Annotated in this window: 21 protein-coding genes and 2 tRNA genes; 13 read left to right on the top strand and 10 right to left on the bottom strand. The window is 36.9% G+C overall.

The features are described from left to right. The 6 genes from ACFIKU_RS05135 to ACFIKU_RS05110 all read right to left on the bottom strand — a co-directional run. The coding region (locus tag ACFIKU_RS05135; RefSeq protein WP_375656886.1) for a lysozyme at positions 1 to 371 on the bottom strand (371 nt) is incomplete at its 3' end. A gap of 1,462 nt (positions 372 to 1,833) precedes the next feature. Beyond that, positions 1,834 to 1,910, bottom strand: a tRNA-Arg gene (locus ACFIKU_RS05130). Positions 1,911 to 1,949: 39 nt separating this feature from the next. Continuing rightward, positions 1,950 to 2,255, bottom strand: a complete 306-nt coding sequence (locus ACFIKU_RS05125) for an ETC complex I subunit (protein ID WP_375656882.1) — start codon at positions 2,253 to 2,255, stop codon at positions 1,950 to 1,952. 89 nt (positions 2,256 to 2,344) lie between these two features. Beyond that, a tRNA-Pro gene (locus ACFIKU_RS05120) sits at positions 2,345 to 2,421 on the bottom strand. Between the two features lie 697 nt (positions 2,422 to 3,118). Further along, entirely contained in the window at positions 3,119 to 3,808 is a 690-nt protein-coding gene (hdaA, locus tag ACFIKU_RS05115; RefSeq protein WP_375642444.1) for a DnaA regulatory inactivator HdaA, read from the bottom strand. Next, a complete protein-coding gene (locus tag ACFIKU_RS05110; RefSeq protein ID WP_375656881.1) occupies positions 3,805 to 5,016 on the bottom strand; it encodes an AI-2E family transporter in 1,212 nt (403 codons plus the stop codon). The genes hdaA and ACFIKU_RS05110 overlap by 4 nt, the downstream gene beginning before the upstream one ends. Before the next feature lie 157 nt (positions 5,017 to 5,173). Between ACFIKU_RS05110 and purM the strand changes: the two genes are divergently transcribed. After that, a complete protein-coding gene (gene purM, locus ACFIKU_RS05105) occupies positions 5,174 to 6,265 on the top strand; it encodes a phosphoribosylformylglycinamidine cyclo-ligase (RefSeq protein WP_375656880.1) in 1,092 nt (363 codons plus the stop codon). After that, a complete protein-coding gene (gene purN / locus ACFIKU_RS05100; protein ID WP_375656879.1) occupies positions 6,262 to 6,873 on the top strand; it encodes a phosphoribosylglycinamide formyltransferase in 612 nt (203 codons plus the stop codon). Before purM ends, purN begins: the two co-directional genes overlap by 4 nt. 285 nt (positions 6,874 to 7,158) lie before the next feature. On the opposite strand, the gene ACFIKU_RS05095 is transcribed toward purN, so the two are convergent. Then, complete coding sequence (locus ACFIKU_RS05095; protein ID WP_375656878.1) at positions 7,159 to 9,693, bottom strand: response regulator; 2,535 nt, start codon at positions 9,691 to 9,693, stop codon at positions 7,159 to 7,161. A 211-nt stretch (positions 9,694 to 9,904) separates the two neighbouring features. Between ACFIKU_RS05095 and ACFIKU_RS05090 the strand changes: the two genes are divergently transcribed. Further along, entirely contained in the window at positions 9,905 to 10,381 is a 477-nt protein-coding gene (locus ACFIKU_RS05090) for a flagellar biosynthetic protein FliO (protein WP_375656877.1), read from the top strand. Between the two features lie 52 nt (positions 10,382 to 10,433). On the opposite strand, the gene dksA is transcribed toward ACFIKU_RS05090, so the two are convergent. After that, the gene (dksA, locus tag ACFIKU_RS05085; RefSeq protein WP_375642450.1) at positions 10,434 to 10,850 is read right to left on the bottom strand and encodes an RNA polymerase-binding protein DksA; all 417 of its coding nucleotides are present in this window, start codon (positions 10,848 to 10,850) and stop codon (positions 10,434 to 10,436) included. Positions 10,851 to 11,163: 313 nt separating this feature from the next. Next, complete coding sequence (locus tag ACFIKU_RS05080) at positions 11,164 to 11,703, bottom strand: flavin reductase (RefSeq protein ID WP_375656876.1); 540 nt, start codon at positions 11,701 to 11,703, stop codon at positions 11,164 to 11,166. Between the two features lie 145 nt (positions 11,704 to 11,848). On the opposite strand from ACFIKU_RS05080, the gene rpe reads away from it, so the two are divergent. From rpe to ACFIKU_RS05030, 10 genes are all read left to right on the top strand, one after another. Further along, positions 11,849 to 12,535, top strand: coding sequence for a ribulose-phosphate 3-epimerase (gene rpe, locus ACFIKU_RS05075; RefSeq protein WP_375642452.1), 687 nt, complete (start codon positions 11,849 to 11,851; stop codon positions 12,533 to 12,535). After that, the gene (purB, locus tag ACFIKU_RS05070; protein WP_375656885.1) at positions 12,535 to 13,842 is read left to right on the top strand and encodes an adenylosuccinate lyase; all 1,308 of its coding nucleotides are present in this window, start codon (positions 12,535 to 12,537) and stop codon (positions 13,840 to 13,842) included. Before rpe ends, purB begins: the two co-directional genes overlap by 1 nt. A gap of 68 nt (positions 13,843 to 13,910) precedes the next feature. Further along, positions 13,911 to 14,459: an RBBP9/YdeN family alpha/beta hydrolase gene (locus ACFIKU_RS05065; RefSeq protein WP_375656875.1), complete on the top strand. Its 549-nt coding sequence runs from the start codon at positions 13,911 to 13,913 to the stop codon at positions 14,457 to 14,459. A gap of 174 nt (positions 14,460 to 14,633) precedes the next feature. Further along, complete coding sequence (gene purC, locus ACFIKU_RS05060; RefSeq protein ID WP_273724109.1) at positions 14,634 to 15,398, top strand: phosphoribosylaminoimidazolesuccinocarboxamide synthase; 765 nt, start codon at positions 14,634 to 14,636, stop codon at positions 15,396 to 15,398. A gap of 93 nt (positions 15,399 to 15,491) precedes the next feature. Further along, on the top strand, positions 15,492 to 15,731 hold the full coding sequence (purS, locus tag ACFIKU_RS05055) for a phosphoribosylformylglycinamidine synthase subunit PurS (RefSeq protein WP_375642454.1): 240 nt from the start codon (positions 15,492 to 15,494) through the stop codon (positions 15,729 to 15,731). A gap of 11 nt (positions 15,732 to 15,742) precedes the next feature. Then, positions 15,743 to 16,414: a phosphoribosylformylglycinamidine synthase subunit PurQ gene (gene purQ / locus ACFIKU_RS05050; RefSeq protein ID WP_375656874.1), complete on the top strand. Its 672-nt coding sequence runs from the start codon at positions 15,743 to 15,745 to the stop codon at positions 16,412 to 16,414. A 292-nt stretch (positions 16,415 to 16,706) separates the two neighbouring features. Continuing rightward, positions 16,707 to 18,917, top strand: a complete 2,211-nt coding sequence (gene purL / locus ACFIKU_RS05045) for a phosphoribosylformylglycinamidine synthase subunit PurL (RefSeq protein ID WP_375656873.1) — start codon at positions 16,707 to 16,709, stop codon at positions 18,915 to 18,917. Between the two features lie 58 nt (positions 18,918 to 18,975). Beyond that, on the top strand, positions 18,976 to 19,209 hold the full coding sequence (locus tag ACFIKU_RS05040; RefSeq protein WP_005773427.1) for a BolA/IbaG family iron-sulfur metabolism protein: 234 nt from the start codon (positions 18,976 to 18,978) through the stop codon (positions 19,207 to 19,209). A 98-nt stretch (positions 19,210 to 19,307) separates the two neighbouring features. Next, a complete protein-coding gene (gene grxD, locus ACFIKU_RS05035; protein ID WP_375656872.1) occupies positions 19,308 to 19,640 on the top strand; it encodes a Grx4 family monothiol glutaredoxin in 333 nt (110 codons plus the stop codon). Positions 19,641 to 19,710: 70 nt separating this feature from the next. Beyond that, positions 19,711 to 20,967: a multidrug effflux MFS transporter gene (locus ACFIKU_RS05030; RefSeq protein ID WP_375656871.1), complete on the top strand. Its 1,257-nt coding sequence runs from the start codon at positions 19,711 to 19,713 to the stop codon at positions 20,965 to 20,967. A gap of 466 nt (positions 20,968 to 21,433) precedes the next feature. Here ACFIKU_RS05030 and parC read toward each other — a convergent pair whose 3' ends face one another. Continuing rightward, on the bottom strand, positions 21,434 to 23,683 hold the full coding sequence (gene parC, locus ACFIKU_RS05025) for a DNA topoisomerase IV subunit A (protein WP_375656870.1): 2,250 nt from the start codon (positions 23,681 to 23,683) through the stop codon (positions 21,434 to 21,436). Positions 23,684 to 23,932 lie beyond the last annotated feature (249 nt).

The following is a 23,932-nucleotide window of genomic DNA, read 5'->3' as shown; positions in this document are numbered from 1 at the left end:
TAATTTGAAGAAACATAAGACCCTTTTACCCATAATCCCGCTTCTGCTGCTCGACGGTTGGCTAAACCCGCAAGAGGCTTCCCACCGACCTTATTCCATTTCTGTAATTCTAAGGGTACGGCTTCATAATCACCTTGATTAAGCTTCTTCAACAATGTTGACTTGCAAAAAGCAGCGGTTCCTACATTATAGCAAAACAAGACCAATGCCGCGAATTGGAAATCCGTTAATGAAACCGTAACCGATTCCTCTACTGTCTGCTCAAATTGCTTTAAGTCTTTACAAAGGATTTCTTCTGCTTGCTCTTGGCTAATACACATGCCTTTTTTGACAAGGGGGTGACCCGCATTGCTGGTGTGACCATAACCAATCGTCCAAACACATGCCGTGTCTCTGTAAGCCTATACAAGACATTGATTTATAATCATAATTCACTGTTTTCATATTGAATGAGAGTCTCAAATAACGTAGGATTCTCTCATTTCAAATCTGTTGATCTTGAATCAATCAAAATCATTCCCTTGCACGGCAAGGGCGGGATGAGCGTGTGGATAAAATTTGTATAAAAAAGGAATAAAAATGGCTTTTATGAACTGTCTTAAGTGCCAAGAACTGTCGCAACATTGGAGGCTGGCAAATAGGCAAAGTATATGATAGTGCCGATTTTCTCCTTCATAAGCATCAAGATGAAGTGCACAATGGATTTATCATTGTACCACCCACGAGCGCCAGCGTGAAGTGGGCTTTTGTGAGCTTAAAGAGACATCTCTTAAAACAAGCGCGTAAAATGGCATTCTCCTCACACTGTATTCCTATTGAAATAATGATCACCTTGAACCGTATAAGTTTAGATCTTCAGATCTCATTTGCATAACATTTTAATATAATTGTATATCCAATACTAAAATACCTCTAACATAAGGTAGAAACTATATAGAAATAAGAAAAAACATTTGAAAATGTAAATGTGAAATCTAAAAACTTAACTCTGAGATGCAATCTATCTTCATTCATAATTCAAACAAAATATGTACAAGATAGCCTATAAATACACAGTATACATCCTTAAAACCTATAAGACTAAGAAAACCTAAACATTGATGAAATCTATAGCCCTACCTGAGAAACAGTGATAATCCCGTTAAATCAAATTGGCTGCAAATGTCTCTCATTGAAAAAAACAATATCTTATCTGGACGGCACACATCACACCCTTTTATACTAAAAAACTATAAAAAGTAATTCGATATGAATCACAGCTTCCAAGACAAGAAGATATTCTCCGCTTCTTGCGTTGTCTGTAAATTTTCATCATAAACAGATATCGTTTTTATTCTTCAATATTTCATAAACGATTCTAAATCGAATCCATCATGCCTTGTATCTAATCAAAATCGATCTTACCAAAGATCATACTGAAAAACGTAATGACATTATTCATAAAAAATAAAAAAATTATAATAGATGTTTTTTTGCAATTTTACCAGCATTAGCCGTAATGTTTAAATCTAATCTAAGAAACAAAATATCATTTTCAGAAAGATGAAAAGAAACTCGTAAAAAAGAATTTTTGCAATCTGTTTCCTAAAGCATGTAATATAGTAGCAATACGTGGCAAGAAAATGCAGATGCTACAGTTTCAGAAATCGAAAGAATTTTTTTCTGAAAAAAAGATAAAACAGAATCATTTTATACTAAAACAGTCAACAGAAAACGTTTAGTAACAAAATCACCCAAAAACATCAAAAGGTTCGGAATTATACATAGAAATAAGCTAATAGAATAAAAGGAGAACTCTCAAACCCTTTATAGCCTACTAATATCATTTAAACATGGTGATCCCGACAGGATTCGAACCTGTGACCCACGGCTTAGAAGGCCGTTGCTCTATCCAGCTGAGCTACGGGACCCAATTGATTATTTTCTCAATTCAAAATAGCATCTTTAATTCAATGTGTCCAAGAATGCTGCCGATCACTACGAAAATTATCAGAATAAGAAATAGCACGTCGAATCGACATATGTTTCTTTTCTACACGGTAAGAGATAGCATTCTTACGCGCAAAAGCAATTGCTTCTTCCTTCCTATTAAATCGGATCCTTACTTGATTATTCATATCAGACGTCGCCGTGTACCCCATAAGAGGTTCAAGCATTTTTGCTTTCACCGGCTCATACTCTAAAATCCAAAAATCTGTATTCCCCTTACCTGACTGCATAGCTGTCTTAGCAGGACTGTAAATACGTGCGATCATGCTTTTTTCCTTCAGATTACACAACGCTTGAATGATAGTTTCTCACCACACGTACCCAATTGGGTCATTCTCAAACACTCAACCAAATATGGTCGGAGCGATAGGATTCGAACCTACGACCCCCTGATCCCAAATCAGGTGCGCTACCAGGCTGCGCTACGCTCCGCCATTTACATTTACTTGATGCACATTTCCTAAAATTTTCACAACAGAAGTGCAAGAGAAAAACACACTTTTTTTTAATTTTGTTGCATTTCTTTACAAAAAAGCACATTTCTGAATTTTTTTGCCTACTCAATAACAGAGTTATTGAAAAATAATAGAAAATAATCTATGTAGTAAGATTCGATCTATATTAAAAAATAATAAATTAGGATTTCATAGTTTTTATTCTGCTTTAAGCAAGCTTTCGCTGTATGAAAACGCATTCTACAGATACAATTTTAGAAAACAACGACTTAAATATCATAGGAAAACTTTCCAAAAGAGAACATAAGCCAGAAAATTCAGCTGTATTAAGCTTTTTCTATCTTCTCAATGACTCTTTATATTAAAAATTCTAGAATCTTCTACAATCCAAATCCATAAACAACAAACATTTTTTCAAAGCACAAAGATTTTATTATAAATAAAATTAAGGCGCTCTTTTAGAAACATTTTCAAATGCGAAGATGGAAAGAATTTTCAACATCATACAATAAAATCTCAAAGCTATTTAAAATAAACACATGACAAAAGTAAAAAATACTATTTTTCACTCTTAATAGATATCCAAAACGGAGAAAATTTAAATGACTTGTTTTTCCACATATTGAAACAATAATAGAAGAACAGAATAAGTAAGCCATGATAAGGAGGAGTGTTCACGGATTTCTTCCATTCAAGACTTCAGCAATAACAGCACGTGTTATTTTTCTTTTTCTTTGTAATGCCAACTGATCAACAGAATCAATAACACGCTTCAATGAAAATAAAGAACGTTCACAACGACTTACAAGATAATAAACCGTATCTGGATGTACAATAAGTTGCCTATCGGAAAAAAGCTTAAATGCAACAGCTGTTAACAATGCATCATCAGGCTGATTAATTTCAACGAACATCACCGAATTAAGACGACTTTTTAGATCATTTAACGTTAAATTCCAAGCGGAAGGAAGTGTTCGTGCCGTCATCAATAAAGTAGCTTGTCGTGCATCAAGATTTGCTTGCTTAATACTGTTAATTAAATGAAAAAGTCCTGTCTCATTGATTTCACTTGCACCAATATCCTCTATCAAAAATGATCTGCCTAAAGAAGCCATAGTAACAGCCTGATCAATTTCATTGTGCTGAATCCTGAAAGCATCTGCTTTTTGGAGCCATATATTAGAAAAGTGCGTTTTTCCAGATCCTTCTTTGCCAACCAAAACTGCAATAGGTAAGCTCCAATTTGGCCAGTGATCAATAAGCTGAAAAGCCATACGATTGCTTTCCGTTACCACTAAATCCTCAAATTGAAAAATCGGATCATAAGGAAAATTTAAAGATAATTGCGTTTCACGCCCATTCATTTTAGCGGCTCCGAATTTCCCCTTCGCGAATACATCTGAGAACTAAGATAAGTATGAAGAGCAAAACGAACTAAAACGCCAACAGCTGCTGCCGCAGGAATAGCAACAAGCATACCAGTAAAACCGAAGAGTGAAGAAAAAGCAAAAAGTGAAAACATCAACCATACGGGATGTAATCCCACTGATGAACCTACAAGCTTGGGTTGAAGAATATACCCTTCAATAAATTGACCAATTAAAAAAAGTGCCATCACAACGATGATCCCCCCCCAATTGTTGGGATAAAACTGGACCCATGCAATACCAACAGAAAGGATAAAACCACTCATTGTGCCGATATAAGGAACAAAGCTAATAAGACCAATAAACATACCAATCAAAAGACCAAAATTCAGTCCTGCAATCGTTAAACCAATAGCATAATAGCCTCCCAATATAAGACAAACAGTTCCTTGTCCACGAACAAAGCCTGCAATAGCTCTATCCATTTCATGAAAAATACTACGAACGGTTTCAAGATGATCACGCGGTATTAACGAATCAATTGCTGTTACCATACGTGGCCAATCTAATAACATATAAAATGCCACCACAGGTGCCACAACAAATAGGCTAACGATATTAACGATAGATTTTCCTGACTTTAAAAGTGAATTCAAAAGAGACGTAATAAAATCTGAACCTTCTCCCAAAAATCCTTTAATATTATTCCGTAATTCATTTGGATCACTTCCAAAATAGCGCCTTATCCAATCAAAATCATGCTCAACAAAAAAGGTTTGAATACGATTAATATAAACAGGTAAACCATCACTCATAAATTGCTGTATTTGCCAACTAATAACAGGAATCAAAATAACCAAAGAAGCAACAAAGGTAATAACAATAAATAAGGTAATGAGGACAGTCCCAAATACACGACGAATACCAAATTTTTCAAGTAATTGAACAATGGGATTGAGAAAATAAGCTAACACAATCCCTGCCACAAAAGGAAGCAAAATCGATCCAAAAACAAACATAAAAAGAATAAAAAAAATCAGCGTACCAAGCCAAAAAAAGATTTGCCTTTTCATATTATTCGGCAACGGCAATTGAGTATACGCTGGCACATAAGTCTTATAACGATCACGAGATGCATTTTCACTCGCTTTCTTTCTCATAAGCTGCCAAGAAGACTGTCCGTGATTATCTGATATCTTGCTCATAGAATATCCTAAAAATTCTTCACAAAAAATTATAAACATCTTCACAATAAGGTACAAGCAAAGTTGCTTATTTTCTTATCAATATCTCTTGCAGAGAGAACTCTATCATGGCATTGCATAATATCAAAACCTGATTTTCCATTAAAGGAAGGCTCCAATGAGCAATCAAGATCTTACAAATAATAAATCCAAAGTTGGTCTTACCTACGCAAAAGCCGGTGTAAACATCGATATGGGTAATGCCATGGTAGAAAAAATTAAACCCTTTATACGCGCGACAAAACGAACCGGAGCAGATGCAGAAATTGGCGGGTTTGGTGGCCTTTTTGATTTAAAAGCAGCTGGCTTTACGGATCCTATCCTCGTAGCAGCCAATGATGGTGTGGGAACAAAATTAAAAATTGCCATTGAAGTAGGTCACCATAACACTGTCGGTATTGATCTTGTAGCTATGTGTGTCAATGATTTACTCGTACAAGGGGCTGAACCTCTTTTTTTTCTAGATTATTTTGCAACTGGAAAACTTGACCCTGAACAAGGTGCTGTAATTGTTTCTGGTATTGCTGAAGGATGTAAACAAGCCGGTGCTGCTCTTATTGGAGGAGAAACTGCAGAAATGCCAGGAATGTATGCAGAGGGAGATTATGATCTAGCCGGTTTTGCTGTAGGAGCATGCGAACGCAGCAAGCTACTCCCTTCAAAAGATTTGACAGAAGGTGATATTATATTAGGTCTAAGCGCCTCTGGAATTCATTCCAACGGCTTTTCGCTTGTTCGACGAATCGTCCAGCAAAATTATCTCAAATGGAATGACCCTGCCCCTTTTGCCCCTGAAAACAGCCTTGGTATAGCACTTCTTACACCAACACGCATTTATGTAAAATCGCTTCTTCCGATCATGCGAAAATACGAAGGAATTAAAGCTCTTGCTCATATTACGGGTGGAGGATTTCCTGAAAATATTCCACGTGTCATTCCATCTTCTCTCTGCGCTGAAATTAATCTTTCTACCATCAATGTTCCAGCAGTATTTTCATGGATTGCCAAACAAGGTAAAATAGAAGAAATAGAGATGTTAAGAACATTCAATTGTGGTATTGGCATGATCATTATCGTAGCACAGCATGCAGCTGAAACAATTACGCAAGCTCTTGAAAGAAAAGGAGAGACTGTAACTCCCCTTGGCATCTTAACAAAACACCAAGATCAAAATAAAGGAATACTTTATAAAGGGGTACTGCATTTATGAAAAAACAAGTCATTGTTTTCATTTCTGGTAATGGATCCAATATGGTCGCCCTTGCTCAAGCTAGTCAACAAAAGGAATATCCTGCTGAAATCGTCGCAGTTATTTGCGATAATCCGCGTGCAAACGGTATTAAAAAGGCGCAAAGCCATAACTTACCTATTCATATTGTTGATCGCAAAATTTACAAAACAAAAGAAGAGCATGAAGAAAGTATTTTTACGATTTTAGATCAATATAAACCGGATTTTCTCTGCTTTGCAGGGTATATGCGCCTTATCTCACCACGTTTTGTAAAACTTTACGAAGGACGAATTTTAAACATTCATCCTTCTCTTTTGCCTTTATTTAAAGGCTTAAACACACATGAAAAAGCTTTACAAGCAGGCGTAAAAATCACGGGTTGCACTGTTCACCTTGTTACAGAAGACATGGATGCAGGAAAAATCCTTGCCCAAGCAGCCGTTCCAGTCTATCCTCATGATACTGCTGAGTGCTTAGCACAAAGAGTTCTGAAAGCAGAACATAAACTCTACCCCGAAGCCTTAAAAGCATTTATTGAAGGGAAGAGTAAAATGGTCGATACGCAACAACAGCTTTTATCTTTTTGAGTGTATTAACAATCTATTAATCAGCATTTTTCAATGTTTTATACATAGCTTGTGCTCAGTATCTATAATTGAAAATCTCTATGAAATGATGGCATAATAGAGTTTATCTCTTCATAAATTTTTGTGCAGAATGTGTGATTTTTTTGAATTTTATTTCAATTTCAAAATTCTTCTTCTTTATTCAGTTCTATGACATTATCACAAGCTCTATTCATCAAAATACGCTCGTATTTCGCCTAAAAAATCTTAAAATACACAATTTTTCTATTGCATGAATTTTTTGTCTTATGACAAAAGTGTTTCTTTAACTGTTAGAGCTAACTGTTTGAGTGTAAAAGGTTTAGATAAAAAACCAAAAACAGCATCTTGTGGAAGATTCTTAGCAAAAGCATCTTTTGCATATCCAGAAACGAAAAGAAATTTGATATCAGGATAGTGTTTACGGACTTCCTTCAATAAAGTGGGCCCATCCATTTCTGGCATCACCACATCGGAAACAATAATATCGACAGCTCCTTTTTGTTCCTCAAGAATAGAGAGTGCTTCCACCCCACTCGCTGCCTCTAAAACCGTATATCCCCTCATTTGAAGAGCTCTTACCCCCCCCATTCTGACGGCATCTTCATCTTCAACCAATAAAACAGTTGCAGATCCTGTTAAGTCTATATTTTTATCTTTCTCTTCATCTTTTTCAATCTTTTGAGAAATTTTTCCTTTTATATTGGGGATATAACGGGGAAGAAAAATATGAAATGTTGCTCCTTCACCTTCTTTACTTTCACAATGAATGTACCCACTGCTCTGCTTGATAATTCCATAAACCATTGATAAACCAAGTCCTGTTCCTTTTCCAACTTCTTTTGTTGTAAAAAATGGCTCAAACATTTTTTCTTGTATAGCAGCGGATATACCAGCCCCTGTATCTGAAATAGTCAATTGTACATACTCACCAATTGCTAAACCAAGATGATTAAATTCAGCACTTTGTTGCTTTGTAATATTGTTTGTCGCAATCGTAACAATACCTCCATCTAACATGGCATCACGCGCATTAATAACCAAATTCATAATAACACGCTGAAAAGATGCTTGATCAACTTCAACGCTCCACAAATCTCTTCCATGGATAATTTTTAACTGAATATTATTCCCCAAAAGTGGTAAAATAAGATTGCGAATATCTGATAAAAATTCAGTAAAATCAACTTCTTCAGGTCGAAGTGTTTGCTTTCTAGAAAAAGCTAATAATTGCTGTACAAGAGCAGCTGCACGATTAGCATTATTTTTTATATTGATTAGATCAGCATGTGCAGGATCAGAACTACGATGCGTATTTAAAAGAAGATCACATGACATTAAAATTGCTGTTAAAACATTATTAAAATCATGAGCAATGCCGCCAGCCAATTGTCCCACAGCTTGCATCTTCTGACTTTGCATCATTTTATCTTCAAGCGTTTTTTGTTCGGTTGTTTCAATCACAGAGATAATAAGCAAATCTTGCAATGCATCACCGTGATAGGGCGGTACAGACATAATATGAAGCCGTAAATGGCATTCTTCATTTTTTTCTAAAACAGTTTCTAGAGAAACAAAATAATTTTTATTTGATGCAATTCTCTGAAAAGAACGCTCTAACTGCACACTATCTCGATGAGAAATAACATCATAAAAATTGACAGCTTTGTCCATACATCCCGTGAGTGATGAAAAAGCTTTATTCATATGAACCAATTGCCCTGTATGATTCACAACGGCTATTGCAAAAGGACTCGCATCAAAATATTCTCCTAGTACACTAGGTAATTTTAATTGATCCTCCTCTTCTTTTTGTATTTGTTGTGGAATGATCACAATACGATAAATGGCTTCTTCTTCTAAGAGAGAAGAAACAGATATAAGACAATGGAATATTTTCTCACAAGTCGTCTGTGAATTTAAACATAAAGAAATCCCATAAGGTAAAGAGTAACCTGAACTTTGATATCTATTGGTTTGCAAACAGATATCACTCCATGAGCTCTTAGCACCAACGCTATCAAATAACGAATCAAAATTATATTGACCAATCGAGAAATTCGCTAAATCAATTGAAAACCATTCGGCAAAAACCGCATTGGCATAAAGAATAGTTCCTTGTGTATTAACTGATACAAAACCAATAGGAGCTTGATCTAAGTGATTGATAGCCTCTTGAAGGTTCGAGAAAAAAACTTCTCGCGTTTGTTGTAAATGCGAAATATCAGCAATACGCCAAAATAAAAGCTTTTTTTTCTGTTTTATGATAGGTTGAACGGAAATATTATACCAAACAGATTTTTTTGGTGTAGCATCGATAAAAATTGATTGTTCTACTCTTAACTCCTCTTGCGCTGCAAGGTTGTTACAGGCTGCAACCTTTAAGCGATACGAAAGGGCACCAGCTCCTGGAAGGTCAGCAATAACCGTATAACAAGACACTTCAGGCTTATAGGTCAGAATTTTTCGATAGTTTTGATTAGAATAATAAACAAAACCAGAAAGATCAGAGATTACAATTGCATCATCGCTCTCATTAAAGATGCTAAAATCAAAATCCTCATGCGACCATACATGGTATCTTAAAATTCCCATTCCACACAAAACGAGTGTTGCAACGCCGATAATTGCTAGAATCAAAAAAGATATCAATATCGCCTTTTGCAAATAGCTTTGTGGATAAAAAAAACCTAAAACACCCACAATGAAAAGAGAAACTAATATAAAAACAACACTAAAAATCACAACTCTTCTATGAACAAAAGACGCTGATCTTTTATTATTATCAAAACCTTTATCCATCTCTCATTGCCTTAGATTTAGCCATTTCTTATATCACAAAACTTCCTTTATATTCATTGTTATAAAGTACATACTATGATATTATCTTTCTAAGAAAGCTCACTTAAATGTTAAAAATTTTATTTCTTGTATTTAAGTGAACTTTTTAAGGGTGTATTTATAATTCGTCTCGATAAAAACGATATTTTCACACAAAAATGGGAGAAAATCTATGGTTATCTGGTTATCAGAGCAAATAGGTGTATCTGCTGCGAAGATAATAATAAGCTTTTTGTTTTTTATAATAACAATCGTGGCTATTACCGTAATTATCTTGTTTTTACGTCGTTTAAGTACGGGAAGATTCAGTAATAATAGAAAAAAAAGTCTATCACGACTAGCATTATGTGAAGTAATTTCTATAGATCGAGCACGCCGCCTTGTTTTAGTCCGATGCGATAATAAAGAACATTTGCTCCTTATTGGCGGATTAACAGATGTGGTTGTAGAATCCGATATTAGCAGTATATCGAAAATACAAAAGAGAGAAACACACACACATCCAAATTCCGCTCCTGCAGAAAGAAACGATACAACGAATAAAAGTCCCTCTCCTTTTACGAATCAAGCGGTAAAAGATTCAGCAATCACCGCCGAAATTGAGGGGCGGCAAGAACCATCTTTATTCATTCCTACTCCTCAAAAATAAAAATATACAATTTTATCACCACGAGTTTTGTTTATTTATCATTTCAATGACCTCAATCATCGCGATAAACTTTTTCACGTCGTTCGTGACGTTCTTGCGCTTCCAATGACAAAACGGCTATCGGCCGAGCCTCAAGGCGCTTGATACTAATGGGCTCGCCGGTTTCTTCACAAAAACCATATGTCCCATTATCAATGCGCTCTAAAGCAGCATCTATTTTTAAAATAAGTTTCCTCTGACGATCACGAGCACGTAATTCGATTGTACGATCAGTTTCACAAGAAGCCCTATCAGTCAAGTCGGGTTGACCAACATTCTCTTCCTGCAAATTTTCCAAAGTCTCACGAGCTTCTTTTAATATATCATTCTTCCAAGAAACCAACTTAGCACGAAAATACGCCTTTTGCCGCTCATTCATAAAAGGCTCATCTTCACTAGGGCGATATTGACCATCAATCTCTTCGCTCATGAAATAAAAAACCTCCACATATCCTATGTGCGGTCTATATATTGTGCAATATCCATCAACACAAGAGTAAAATATTTTTTCATAACAATCTACAAATATGTCTCAATGCACTGTTTAGGTTTGATCGCTTTTTATGTAGGTTGGATTCTTGATCAAATCTCATTCAGAATCATTTTGCTCGCTTATTGAGAAACTTCAAAAAGAAGGAAATCTAATATCAGATATTAGAGCCACCCCTCCCCTACTTTCTTATTGTTTAAAATCTAAATGAAGCAACAATAAATCATTTCATCAATGCAAAAAAATAAAATCTTTATAAAGGCAAAGTGTGATATTCACGTTGCAAATACATCAAAGCATCTTTTTCTTTATTACAGTTGATTGCAACCACTTCACCAATCAAAACACAATGGGTTGCGTGCTCGTGCCAACAAGTCAAGCGACAATCAAACGACGCTAAAGCATCTGAAAGACTAGGCGCCCCCGTCTGCAAAGCCCCCCATTGAGCAGCATCAAAACGCTCATTTTGTGCAGAAGTGCAACATCTCGAAAAAACATCCGCTAATGGACGATGTTTTCCTGCCAAGCTATTAACACAAAAATTTCCATTCTCCATAAACACCTGATTCTTTAAATTATGGCGCATGAGACAAACAAGAAGGGTTGGAGGATTATCAGATAAAGAACAACACGCCGAAACAGTCACCCCACGTCTTCCCTTAATACCATTTGTTGTCACAATATGCACAGCTCCTGCAAAAAGACTCATGGCATCTCGATATTCTTGGGACGAAACCGCAATAGTATGTTGATGTTGAAGTTCAGGCATCAAATATGTTCTATGATTCGACATATCTTTCACTTATAAAGCTTTAAAATTTCAAGCGATCTTTCCATAAAAAGACCTATAATACATATTTTTTCTTTTCCGTCATAACACAAAAGATATTTGTGTATACACTGCGATATGATAAAAACAGCCAATCAAGGAGATTTTAATGCCCCATTCTCATCTCATTTCGCCTTCACTCTTGGCTGCTGATTTTTCTAAACTTGGACAAGAAATGTTAGATGTTGTTGATGCTGGTGCAGATTGGCTTCATCTTGATATCATGGATGGACACTTTGTTCCTAATATCACCTTTGGTCCTGAAATCGTCAAAGCTCTGCGCCCATTAACCAAAGCAATATTTGATGTCCACCTGATGATCGCACCAGTAGACCCTTATTTGGAAGCTTTTGCAAAAGTGGGTTCAGATATTATAACCATTCATGCTGAAGCAAGTCCACATCTTCATCGTTCATTACAAACAATCAAAAAAATGGGGAAAAAAGCAGGAATTGCACTCAATCCAAGCACCCCTGAACATGTACTTGAATATTTGCTTGATCAATTAGATCTCATTCTCATCATGACGGTCAATCCCGGTTTTGGTGGACAGAGTTTTATTCCAGAAATAAAAGATAAAATTAAGCGCGTTAAAAGCATGATTGCAAACCGCCCTATTGATCTTGAAGTTGATGGTGGTATTACCGTTGATACAATTGGGATAGCTGCAAAAGCTGGTGCAAATGTATTTGTCGCAGGCTCTGCAATTTATAAAAATGGAAATAAAGAGCTTTACAAAACACGCATGAGTGCATTGCGCCAAGCTGCAATCCTCTCACAACAAGGAAAAAAATGATGATCGCACGTTATTCCCGCCCTGAAATGGTAGACATTTGGTCTCCCGAAACAAAATATCGTATTTGGTTTGAAATTGAAGCCCATGCCTGTGATGCACTCGCTCAATTAGGTGTTATTCCGAAAGAAGCCGCCAAAGTCATTTGGGAAAGAGGGAAAGCTGCGGAATTTGATGTCAATCGCATTGATGAAATTGAAGCAATTACCAAACATGATGTGATCGCATTTCTGACCCACCTAGCTGAATTCATTGGGCCCGAGGCACGTTTTATCCACCAAGGTATGACGTCATCTGATGTTCTCGATACAACGCTAAACATTCAATTGATGCGTGCTAGTGATATTTTGCTAGAGGATATAGATCAACTTCTTGAGGCATTAAAAAGACGTGCTTTTGAGCATAAAGAGACAATCACCATTGGGCGGAGTCATGGCATTCATGCTGAACCAACAACATTTGGAATCAAGTTTGCTCTTGCATATGCTGAATTTTCCCGTTGTCGCACACGTCTTCTTGCAGCACGAGAAGAAATTTCTACTTGCGCGATTTCAGGAGCTGTAGGAACTTTTGCAAATATCGATCCACGCGTTGAAGAACATGTAGCAAAAGCCTTGAGGATGCGTGCAGAACCAGTTTCCACCCAAGTAATACCAAGAGATCGTCATGCCATGTTTTTTGCAACACTTGGTGTTATTGCTTCCTCTATTGAAAGGTTAGCGATAGAAATACGCCATTTACAACGAACAGAAGTTCTTGAAGCAGAGGAACATTTCTCACCTGGGCAAAAAGGTTCATCGGCGATGCCTCATAAACGTAATCCAGTTTTAACAGAAAATTTAACTGGATTAGCCCGCATAGTACGTGCATTTGCACTCCCAGCCATGGAAAATGTTGCACTTTGGCATGAACGTGATATTTCCCATTCATCTGTTGAGCGTTATATTGCTCCAGATGCGACTATTACACTGGATTTTGCTCTTTCTCGCCTCACATCTGTCATTGAGAATCTCATTGTCTATCCAGAAAATATGCAAAAAAACCTTAATAAATTCCGCGGTCTTGTCCACTCACAACGGGTGCTTTTAGCACTCACGCAAGCAGGAATCAGTCGTGAAGATTCTTATCGGATTGTACAACGAAACGCGATGAAAGTTTGGGAACAAGGAAAAGATTTTTTAGAAGAACTCCTCAACGACAAAGATGTTACCAAAGCTTTAAGTGAAGAAGAACTTCGCGAAAAATTTGATCTTTCTTACCACACCAAACATATCAATACGATTTTTAAACGTGTTTTTGAAGGACAATAAAGCGACATAGAAACCTCAAATCTATTGCACCGATGATCAAAAATCTGTTGTAACAAAGAAAACAATTCATGAAAGCAAATCAACTCGATATTCTTATTGTTCCTGGCTACAAAGGATCTGGTCCAGATCATTGGCAAACACGCTGGGAAAAAAAATTGTCGACAGCCCGCCGCATTGAACAACTCCATTGGTCAAAACCTGTTTGTGAAGAGTGGGTTAACAAAGTTAAAACCGCTATCGCAAAAGCTCAAAGGCCTGTTATGCTTATTGCTCATTCATTAGGAGTTCCCAGCGCTATTCACGCAACTATAGAAAATACAGAAAAAATTTGTGGCGCTTTCTTTGTTGCACCTCCAGATGTCGCCAATGAGAAAATACGTCCCAAACATTTAATGACATTTGGCCCCTATCATCGCCAAAAGCTGCCTTTTCCTTCTATTGTCATAGCCAGTCGTAACGATGAGTTTTGTCAATTTTCAGTAGCAGAAAAAATTGCCAATGATTGGGGATCTCTCTTTGTTGATGCTGGGTATTCTGGCCATATTAATGCAGAATCCGGACACGGACCTTGGCCCGAAGGGCTAATGGTCCTCTCTCACTTTCTTGCAAAAATTTGATCCCAAAGAGGTAATCTTCTTTCTCATCACTTATGTATTTTCACCTTTGGGTAGACGTGTAACGACAAAAATTATATAAAGTGTCATAGTAATATCATTGAGAAATTCTATCAATTAGGATAGTATCATTTTTCAATGTTATTAAAAACCTCTCAAGATAAATAGAGAATCATGATGAATCGTCGCCACCGTATTTATGAAGGCAAGGCTAAAATTTTATATGAAGGACCTGAACCAGGAACTTATATTCAATTTTTTAAAGATGATGCAACTGCCTTTAATGCAAAAAAACATGAAATTATCGACGGAAAAGGGGTTTTAAACAACCGAATTTCGGAACATATTTTTAGCCATCTTGGACGTTTGGGCATCCCAACACATTTTATCAAACGTATAAACATGCGTGAACAGCTTATTAAAGCAGTGGAAATCATTCCGTTGGAAGTTGTTGTTCGCAATGTTGCTGCCGGCTCTCTTGCTAAGCGTTTAGGTCTAGAAGAAGGAACCCCGCTTCCGCAATCCATCATTGAGTTCTACTATAAAAATGATTCTCTCGATGACCCTATGGTAACGGAAGAACATATCACAGCGTTTGGGTGGGCTGTCCCACAAGAGATAGAAGATATCATGCAACTTTCAATTCGTATTAATGATTTTCTTTCGGGACTTTTTGCCGGTGTTAACATCCAATTAATTGATTTTAAAATGGAATTTGGTCGCCTGTGGGAAGATGAAACAATGCGCATTGTTCTTGCTGATGAAATCTCACCTGATTCTGCACGACTATGGGATATGCAAACACAAGAAAAAATGGATAAAGACCGTTTTCGTCGTGATATGGGTGGGCTTATTAATGCCTATCAAGAAGTTGCCAAACGCCTTGGTATTATGAATGAAAATGAACCAACACGACCAAGTGGTCCCGTTCTCGTAAAGTAAAAACCTCGTAAAGTAAAAACAAGGTAAAAACATCACCTTATATAAGTACCCCTCTTCAAAGGAGAGGTTTTTTTAACAAGCAGGAAGCAAAAAATGAAAGCACGCATTACAGTTACTTTAAGAGAAAGCGTTCTTGATCCACAAGGAGAAGCGATTGCCGGTGCTTTAAAAAGTTTAGCTTTCGAAGGCATTCAATCCATTCGTCAAGGAAAGGTTTTTGATATCGTTCTTGATGATCAACCTGCTGAAACCGCAAAGAAAAAACTTGAACAAATGTGTGAAGAGTTACTCGCAAATACTGTCATTGAAAATTATACAATCGAACTTCTTTAAGTGGAACGCTCATGAAAACTGCCATCATTCAACTTCCTGGATTAAATCGTGATCGAGATATGGTTGCAGCATTACATCATATAACGGGAGTTGAGCCACTAAAAATTTGGCAAACAGAAACAACAATTCCAGATGTAGATATTATTATTATTCCTGGTGGTTTTTCCTATGGCGACTACTTAAGATGTGGTGCTATTGGAGCGCGAACTCCCGTCTTAAAAGCTATTCGTGAAAAAGCACAAGAAGGTACGACAATAATAGGTATCTGTAATGGATTTCAAATTTTGTTGGAAGCAGGATTATTACCTGGGACTTTAATGCGTAATGCTTCTTTAAAATTTGTTTGTCGTGAAATTAAACTTGAAGTCGTCAACGCCAAAACAAAATTTTCTCGATATTATTCTAAAGGACAAATTATTCATTGTCCTGTTGCCCATCACGATGGAAATTATTTTGTTGATAGTGAAACATTGAAACAAATGGAAGACAATGAACAAATTGTTTTTCGCTATGCAGAAAACACAAACCCGAACGGCTCAATGAAAGATATTGCTGGTATTGTTAATAAAGCTGGTAATATTCTTGGTATGATGCCCCATCCTGAAAACTTTATTGAACCCGCCCACGGAGGTATTGACGGTCGTTTACTGTTTCAAAGTGCTTTAGAGTTAGTAAATGGATGATGCTGAAAAAATACTCGCGCTCCATAATTTTTAAAAAACAAGGATTTATACTATTTGTCGCATCGTAAATCTATGAACAAAGCTCTTCACAAACAACAATGGATATTATTTTCTAAACACATAATTATTTAAGACCATTTTTAGTCTTAAATTCCACCAAACAAACGAACAAAATCTTCAGCTTACTGTCTATAAATATATATTATGAAACAATATTATTGCTTATAATATAAGCTGCTAGATTAAAAAAATAAAAATGCTAAATTTCGATTAATTGGACGGATAAATACTCATGAAGCCTTGCAATAACATCACTATTACACCAGAGCTCATTGCACAACACGGGCTAAAAGAGGATGAATATCAACGTATCCTGACGTTAATCGGTAGAGAACCAACATTTACTGAACTAGGAATTTTTTCTGCAATGTGGAACGAACATTGTTCCTATAAATCATCTAAAAAATGGCTAAAGACTCTTCCGACAGAAGGAAAATGTGTCATCCAAGGACCTGGTGAAAATGCTGGTGTTGTCGATATTGGCGAAGGGCAATGTGTTGTTTTCAAAATGGAAAGCCATAACCACCCTTCTTATATTGAACCTTATCAAGGTGCAGCAACAGGTGTTGGTGGTATTTTACGCGATGTCTTTACAATGGGAGCCCGTCCTGTTGCTGCTATGAATGCATTACGATTTGGTGCTCCTGATCACCCACGAACACGCCATCTTGTTTCTGGTGTTGTTTCTGGAATTGGTAGTTACAGCAATGCTTTTGGCGTTCCAACTGTTGGTGGAGAAGTAAATTTTGATGAGCGTTATAATGGCAATATCCTTGTTAACGCTTTTGTCGCCGGTATTGCAAAGACAGACGCCCTTTTTTATTCTAAAGCGCAAGGTATTGGACTCCCTGTTGTTTATCTTGGTGCAAAAACAGGACGTGATGGTGTCGGTGGAGCAACAATGGCTTCTGCTGAATTTGATGATTCAATCAGTGAAAAACGCCCAACTGTTCAAGTAGGTGATCCTTTTACAGAAAAATGTCTCCTTGAAGCATGTTTAGAGCTCATGGAACTTGGAGCTGTGGTTGCTATTCAAGATATGGGAGCAGCAGGACTCACCTCTTCTGCCGTTGAAATGGGTGCAAAAGGAAATTTAGGGATACAGCTTAATCTCGATACAGTTCCTGTTCGAGAAGAAAACATGACAGCCTATGAAATGATGCTTTCTGAAAGTCAAGAGCGTATGCTCATGGTCCTTAAACCAGAACTAGAAAAGCAAGCAGAAGCAATTTTTCATAAGTGGGGGCTACATTTTTCTATCATTGGAAGAACAACCGATGATTTACGTTTTCGTGTATTTCATCAAGGGGAAGAAGTTGTCAATCTTCCCATCAAAGAGCTTGGTGATGAAGCGCCTGTTTATGATCGCCCTTGGAGTGAGCCGGCAAAAAAAACATTCTTGAAAGCAGAAGACGTCAAAAAAGTTGAAAATCTTGGTGATGCGCTTCTGTCCTTATTGAATTCTGCTGATCAAAGTTCACGGCGATGGGTTTATGAACAATATGATACCCTTATCCAAGGAAATAGTCTTATTTGTCCAGGAGGTGATGCAGGCGTTATCCGTATAGGAAACAACAGCAAACGTGCTCTTGCTTTTTCTTCTGATGTAACACCTCGCTATTGTGAAGCAGACCCTTATGAAGGAGGAAAACAAGCTGTCGCAGAATGCTGGCGAAATATTAGTACGACAGGTGCAACACCACTGGCTGCTACAGATAATCTCAATTTTGGTAACCCTGAAAAACCTGAAATTATGGGACAGCTGGTTTTTGCTATTAAAGGTATAGGAGAAGCTTGTAAAATCCTCGATTTTCCTATCGTTTCAGGCAATGTTTCTCTTTACAACGAAACAAATGGGGAAGCCATTCTTCCAACCCCTACAATTGCTGGCGTAGGCCTTCTTAATGATTGGTCTAAAATGGTAACAATAAGTGGTATGCAAAATGGAGATATTCTTGTTTTAGTAGGAAATTGCGGCTCTCATTTAGGACAATCAATCTATGCACGTAACATTTTAAATATTGATGCAGGTGCCCCCCCCCCTGTAGATTTACAACTTGAAAAAAAACATGGTCAATTTGTTCGAGATGCCATTAATAGCGGTTTTATTCATGCTGCTCATGACATTTCTGACGGAGGATTAGCGATAGCACTCGCCGAAATGGTGATTAAAGCAGGTAAAGGAATCAAAGTAACGTTAAGTAATAAATCACCCCATCATGCAGAACTTTTTGGAGAAGACCAAGGGCGTTATCTTTTAGCCGTCAAACCTCACTCTCTCAGTAGTCTTAAAGAGCGTGCACAAATCAATACAGTTTCTTTAACAGAGCTAGGTCAAGTTGAGGGAACTTCTCTCAATATAGATGGGATATTAACACTTTCAGTAGACAAACTCACAAAAGCCTATGAAAACTGGTTTCCACAATTTATGGGTGAGGAGTAAATTTTGTTTTTTCTCTTAAACAGCCTTTATAAAAAATGAATAACATAGGAGAATAATGATGGCAATGAGTGCCCATGCAATTGAAACGCTTATTCGTGAAGGCATTCCTGATGCTACTGTAACAATTCGTGATCTTGCTGGAGATGGGGAACATTATGCTGCAGAAGTTATTTCTGAAAGTTTTCGTGGTAAAACCCGTGTTCAACAACATAAAATGGTCTATGATGCCCTTAAAGGCAATATGGGAAATGACCTTCACGCCTTAATGTTGCAAACAAATATCCCAAAATAATCTAAAATTTCTTCTTGCATTCACACATTTAATACGATTAAAAACAGTATGAATGTAAATTACCCACTTATAAAAATCTGAAATATCGAGGGATAAAAATGACCACTGTTCATGATTTTATTGACAACGAGATTAAAACAAACGACGTCATTTTATTCATGAAAGGAACACCTGATGCTCCGCAATGCGGATTTTCAGGACAAGTTGTTCAAATCCTTGAATATTTAGGATTGAATTATAAAGGAATTAATATCTTAACTTCTAACGAATTGCGTCAAGGAATTAAAGATTACTCAAATTGGCCAACAATTCCACAGCTTTATATCAAAGGTGAATTTATCGGAGGCTGTGATATTGTTAAAGAGATGTTTCAAAACAATGAGTTACAGGAACTTTTGAAAGAAAAAAATATTCCTTGTAATCAATCATAGGTATCTTTCATTTTATTCAGACTCTTAAAAGAGCTGTTTTCAGACGAAATTTTTATTTCAAGGGTGCCATATGTCATATTCAGTCGATGAACAAACGCACCGTGATGCGATTAGAAACAAAATTGGCTATAAAGAATTTGTTATTCTTATTGCTTCGCTCATGGCTATTAACGCTATAGCTGTTGATATTATGCTACCAGCTATGCCCAATATTTTAGACGGCTTAAATGTTCTCAATGAAAATGATCAACATTATATCATTTCGAGTTATCTTATTAGCTATGGTATTGCTCAAATATTTTTCGGTCCAATAAGCGATAGGTACGGACGACGTAAACTTATTCTTCTCGGTCTTGCTTTTTATTCATTTACGGCGATTGGCTGTGCCTTTGTAACTGATTTTTCTCTCTTACTTATTTTACGTATCTTGCAAGGTATTGGAGGGGCTGCTATGCGGGTTCTTACAGTTTCCGTCGTACGTGATCTTTACAGTGGTCGAAAAATGGCAGAAGTTATGTCTATAGTTATGATGGTTTTTCTTGTTGCACCAATGGTTGGTCCCGCAACAGGACAGATCATTTTACTGCTCGGACATTGGCAATATATTTTTATTTTCATGGCAACGATTGGTTTAGGACTGATGATTTGGATTCAATTCCGCTTGCCTGAAACTCTTTATGCGCAACGCTCTCTTTCCTTTTCTTCAGTTAAACATAATTTATGGATTGTAATAACCAATCGCACAACACTTTGCTATACACTAGCAACTTCCATTATTTTAGGCTGTATCTTTACCGCCGTTAATACATCACAACAAACGTATGAAGGGATCTATAATCTAGGGCTTTGGTTCCCTATTGCCTTTGCAGTTGGTGCTGCATTTCAGGCTTTCGCATCATTCATGAACTCTCAACTCGTTGGACGCCTTGGAATGCGTCGTATTGCTCATACAATGCTGTTGCTCTTTTGTATCACTTCATGTGTATGGTTTATTGGCTCTATCTTAACAGATGGTATTCTGCCTTTTGCTTTTTACATGCTGTTATTCTGTATACTGATGTTTGCCTGCGGTGGTATTATGGCCAATTTCAATACACTCGCTCTCGAATCTGTGGGAGAAATTGCTGGAACAGCTTCTTCTGTATCCGGCTTTCTTCAAACATCTATCGGTGCAGGACTCAGCTTTTTTATTGCCCAACAATTTGATGAAACAACCATCCCAAACTCAGCAGGATTTTTCTTTTTGAGTCTCGCTGCCATATTTCTCGTCTTATGGGCTGAACGTGGTCATCTTTTTAGGCAATATCATAGTAATCCTAACGAATAAATATTACGACGAAAGATTAATAACATCTCTTTTGAACAATAAGGAGATAAACCTATCAGACAAATAAAACATCTCCAAATAGAACACTCTTATGTTAAACATTCACACTGTTTGTTTAAAGGTACAGCTCTCAAAATATAAAATCATTTCACGACAGCACCTATAAGCGGTATAATGTAAAAAAACAAACATACCTATTGTTGTAACAACTTCTACATGTAAAACGGTTTATAGAAAAATATTTTTATTCTTTTCCTCAATAGTGTTTATGCAAACGGCTTGGTCTCTCTCATCTCATGACAAGCAAACAAACAATTTTGATTGATTTAACCTAAACAAGATCGAAATAAGAAAAAACTCACGCTTTAGGTCTTTTTTTCAATATAAAAATAATAAATTATCCTTATAAATTAATATCTTACACAATCATAAAACCATAGGGAATTTTCTCATTTATAAAGTACATTTAATTAATAAATTTTCCTGATTTTGGAAATCCTTTTGGAACCAAACGCCCGACTCCCGCACGCATTCCCATCCATTCAATGAGATTGTCCGCCTGACGATTAAAGATTCGTTCAGCTGTATCTTGCCAACTTAAGCCTTCTGATAAATTAAAAGTCTTAGCATCAACAACACCACCTTCTTTATAACGCTGTAAACGAACACCTTTACCGCGATTCATTTCTGGTATTTGTTCAATAGAAAAAATAAGCATTTTACGGTTTTCACCAACCACCGCAACATGATCACCATTTACTTGAACACAAAGCTTTACCTTATCAGGAGCTTTCACATTCATCACTTGCTTTCCTTTTCGTGTATTGGCAATCACTTCTGCAGAAGAAACAATAAAACCATTACCGTGAGATGAAACCAAGAGCAATTTTTCCTCTGCGTGATGCACAAAAGCTGTAAGAACATCGTGCTCATCATCCATATCAACTAAAAGACGAATAGGTTCACCATGTCCCCGCCCTCCAGGTAAACTATTTGCACCAAGTGAAAAAAACTTTCCCCCCGTACTTATCAGCACAATCTTGTCGGTCGTAAACGCTGGAAATGCTAACTTTAAACTGTCTCCTTCTTTAAAAGAAAGTGCTTTATAATCGTTCAAATGTCCCTTCAAAGCACGCATCCACCCCTTTTCAGAAATAACAATAGTAATCGGTTCTTTTTCGATCATTGCTTGTTGAATATCATCAAGATCATGTCTGGGTGCCTCTTCAAATGTCGTACGTCTTTTCCCTAAGAGGGTTTCAGGACCAAAAGTATTTCGAACTTTTTTGATTTCTTCTGAAATTATTTTCCATTGTTTTATAGGAGAAGCTAACAAATTCTGTAGCTTTTCTTTTTCAGCTTTCAAACTTTCAAATTCTTTACGAATTTCAAATTCCTCAAGCTTACGCAAAGAACGCAAGCGCATATTAAGAATAGCTTCAGCTTGATTTTCTGTTAATTCAAAACGACTGATCAGCTGCTTTTTAGGTTCATCCTCTTCACGAATAATCTGAATAACCTCATCGAGATTTAAATAGGCAATAAGGTATCCATGAAGAATTTCTAATCGACAATCAATTTGATTAAGCCGATAATGAGAGCGGCGAATAAGGACTTCTTTACGATGTTCGAGCCATTGCTGTAAACTCTCGCGCAAAGAGAGAACATTGGGTATTTTTCCCAAAGACAAAACATTCAGATTAAGGGGAAATCTTACTTCAAAATCAGTCAATTTAAAAAGAGACTCCATAAGGAGCTCCGGATCAACCGACCGATTTTTAGGAACCAGCACGATTCTGATATCTTCTGCTGATTCATCTTGGATATCCTCAAGCATTGGCAATCGCCGAGCAAGCAATAACTCTGCTGTTTTTTCAATAAGACGTGACTTTTGAATCTGATAGGGAATTTCAGTCACAACAATCACATAAGAACCACGGCTGCCCGATTCCTGATGCCAACGTGAACGCAAGCGAAAGAATCCACGCCCAACACGATAGGATTCCTCAATACTTTTTTTAGGCTCAACTAAAATTCCCCCTGTCGGAAAATCAGGACCAAGAACGAATTGATTTAATGCCTCATCACTTACATCGGGATGTGCAATCAAATGGAGCGCTGCATCACAAAGCTCAGCAACATTATGGGGTGGAATAGATGTTGCCATACCAACAGCAATACCAGAAGAACCATTTGCTAAAAGATTAGGGAAAGCTCCTGGTAAAACAACAGGCTCTTCATCTTCCTCATTATAGGTTAAACGAAAATCAATAGCATTCTCATTAATTCCTTCAAGTAACAATGCAGCCACTTCAGTCATACGTGCTTCCGTATAACGCATAGCAGCAGCATTATCACCATCAATATTACCAAAATTGCCTTGCCCATCAACCAACGGATAACGAACAGCAAAACTTTGAGCCAAGCGCACCAAGGCATCATAAATAGACGCATCCCCATGAGGATGAAATTTTCCCATGACATCACCAACAATCCGCGCACATTTCGCATAAGACTGTCCAGGATTTAGTTTGAGAAGACGCATCGCATGAACAATCCGCCGGTGGACCGGCTTCAATCCATCACGTACATCAGGCAATGCACGGTGTGTAATCGTAGAAAGTGCATAAGCCAAATAACGTTCCTGTAAAGCAGAACGTAATTCTATTGGTTCAATATGTTCTTTATCAAAAGGTAAATTCATTTTATCAGACATAGTATTAAAACAACAATTCCCACAATAATAAGAAATTATTTTATAGGATTTATTTAATGAAATCTTCTATGAGTCGGCTTTTTTATTAAAAGTCAATTACATAAAAACAAACGCTGCAATTAGAACATGAACAGAAAATTATATCAATTTGAAAAATCGATACATGTCCTTCCCCCTTGTCCTAAGTGATTTATTGAAAGCTTTGTCAAATACGACGATAATTTAACTGCCCACAAAGATTTATTTTAT

The sequence above is a fragment of the Bartonella sp. CM120XJJH genome (assembly GCF_042194715.1).
Classification (GTDB): Bacteria; Pseudomonadota; Alphaproteobacteria; order Rhizobiales; family Rhizobiaceae; genus Bartonella.
The sequence above is the reverse complement of the archived record's forward strand: the minus strand, read 5'-3'. Positions and strand labels throughout refer to the sequence as shown.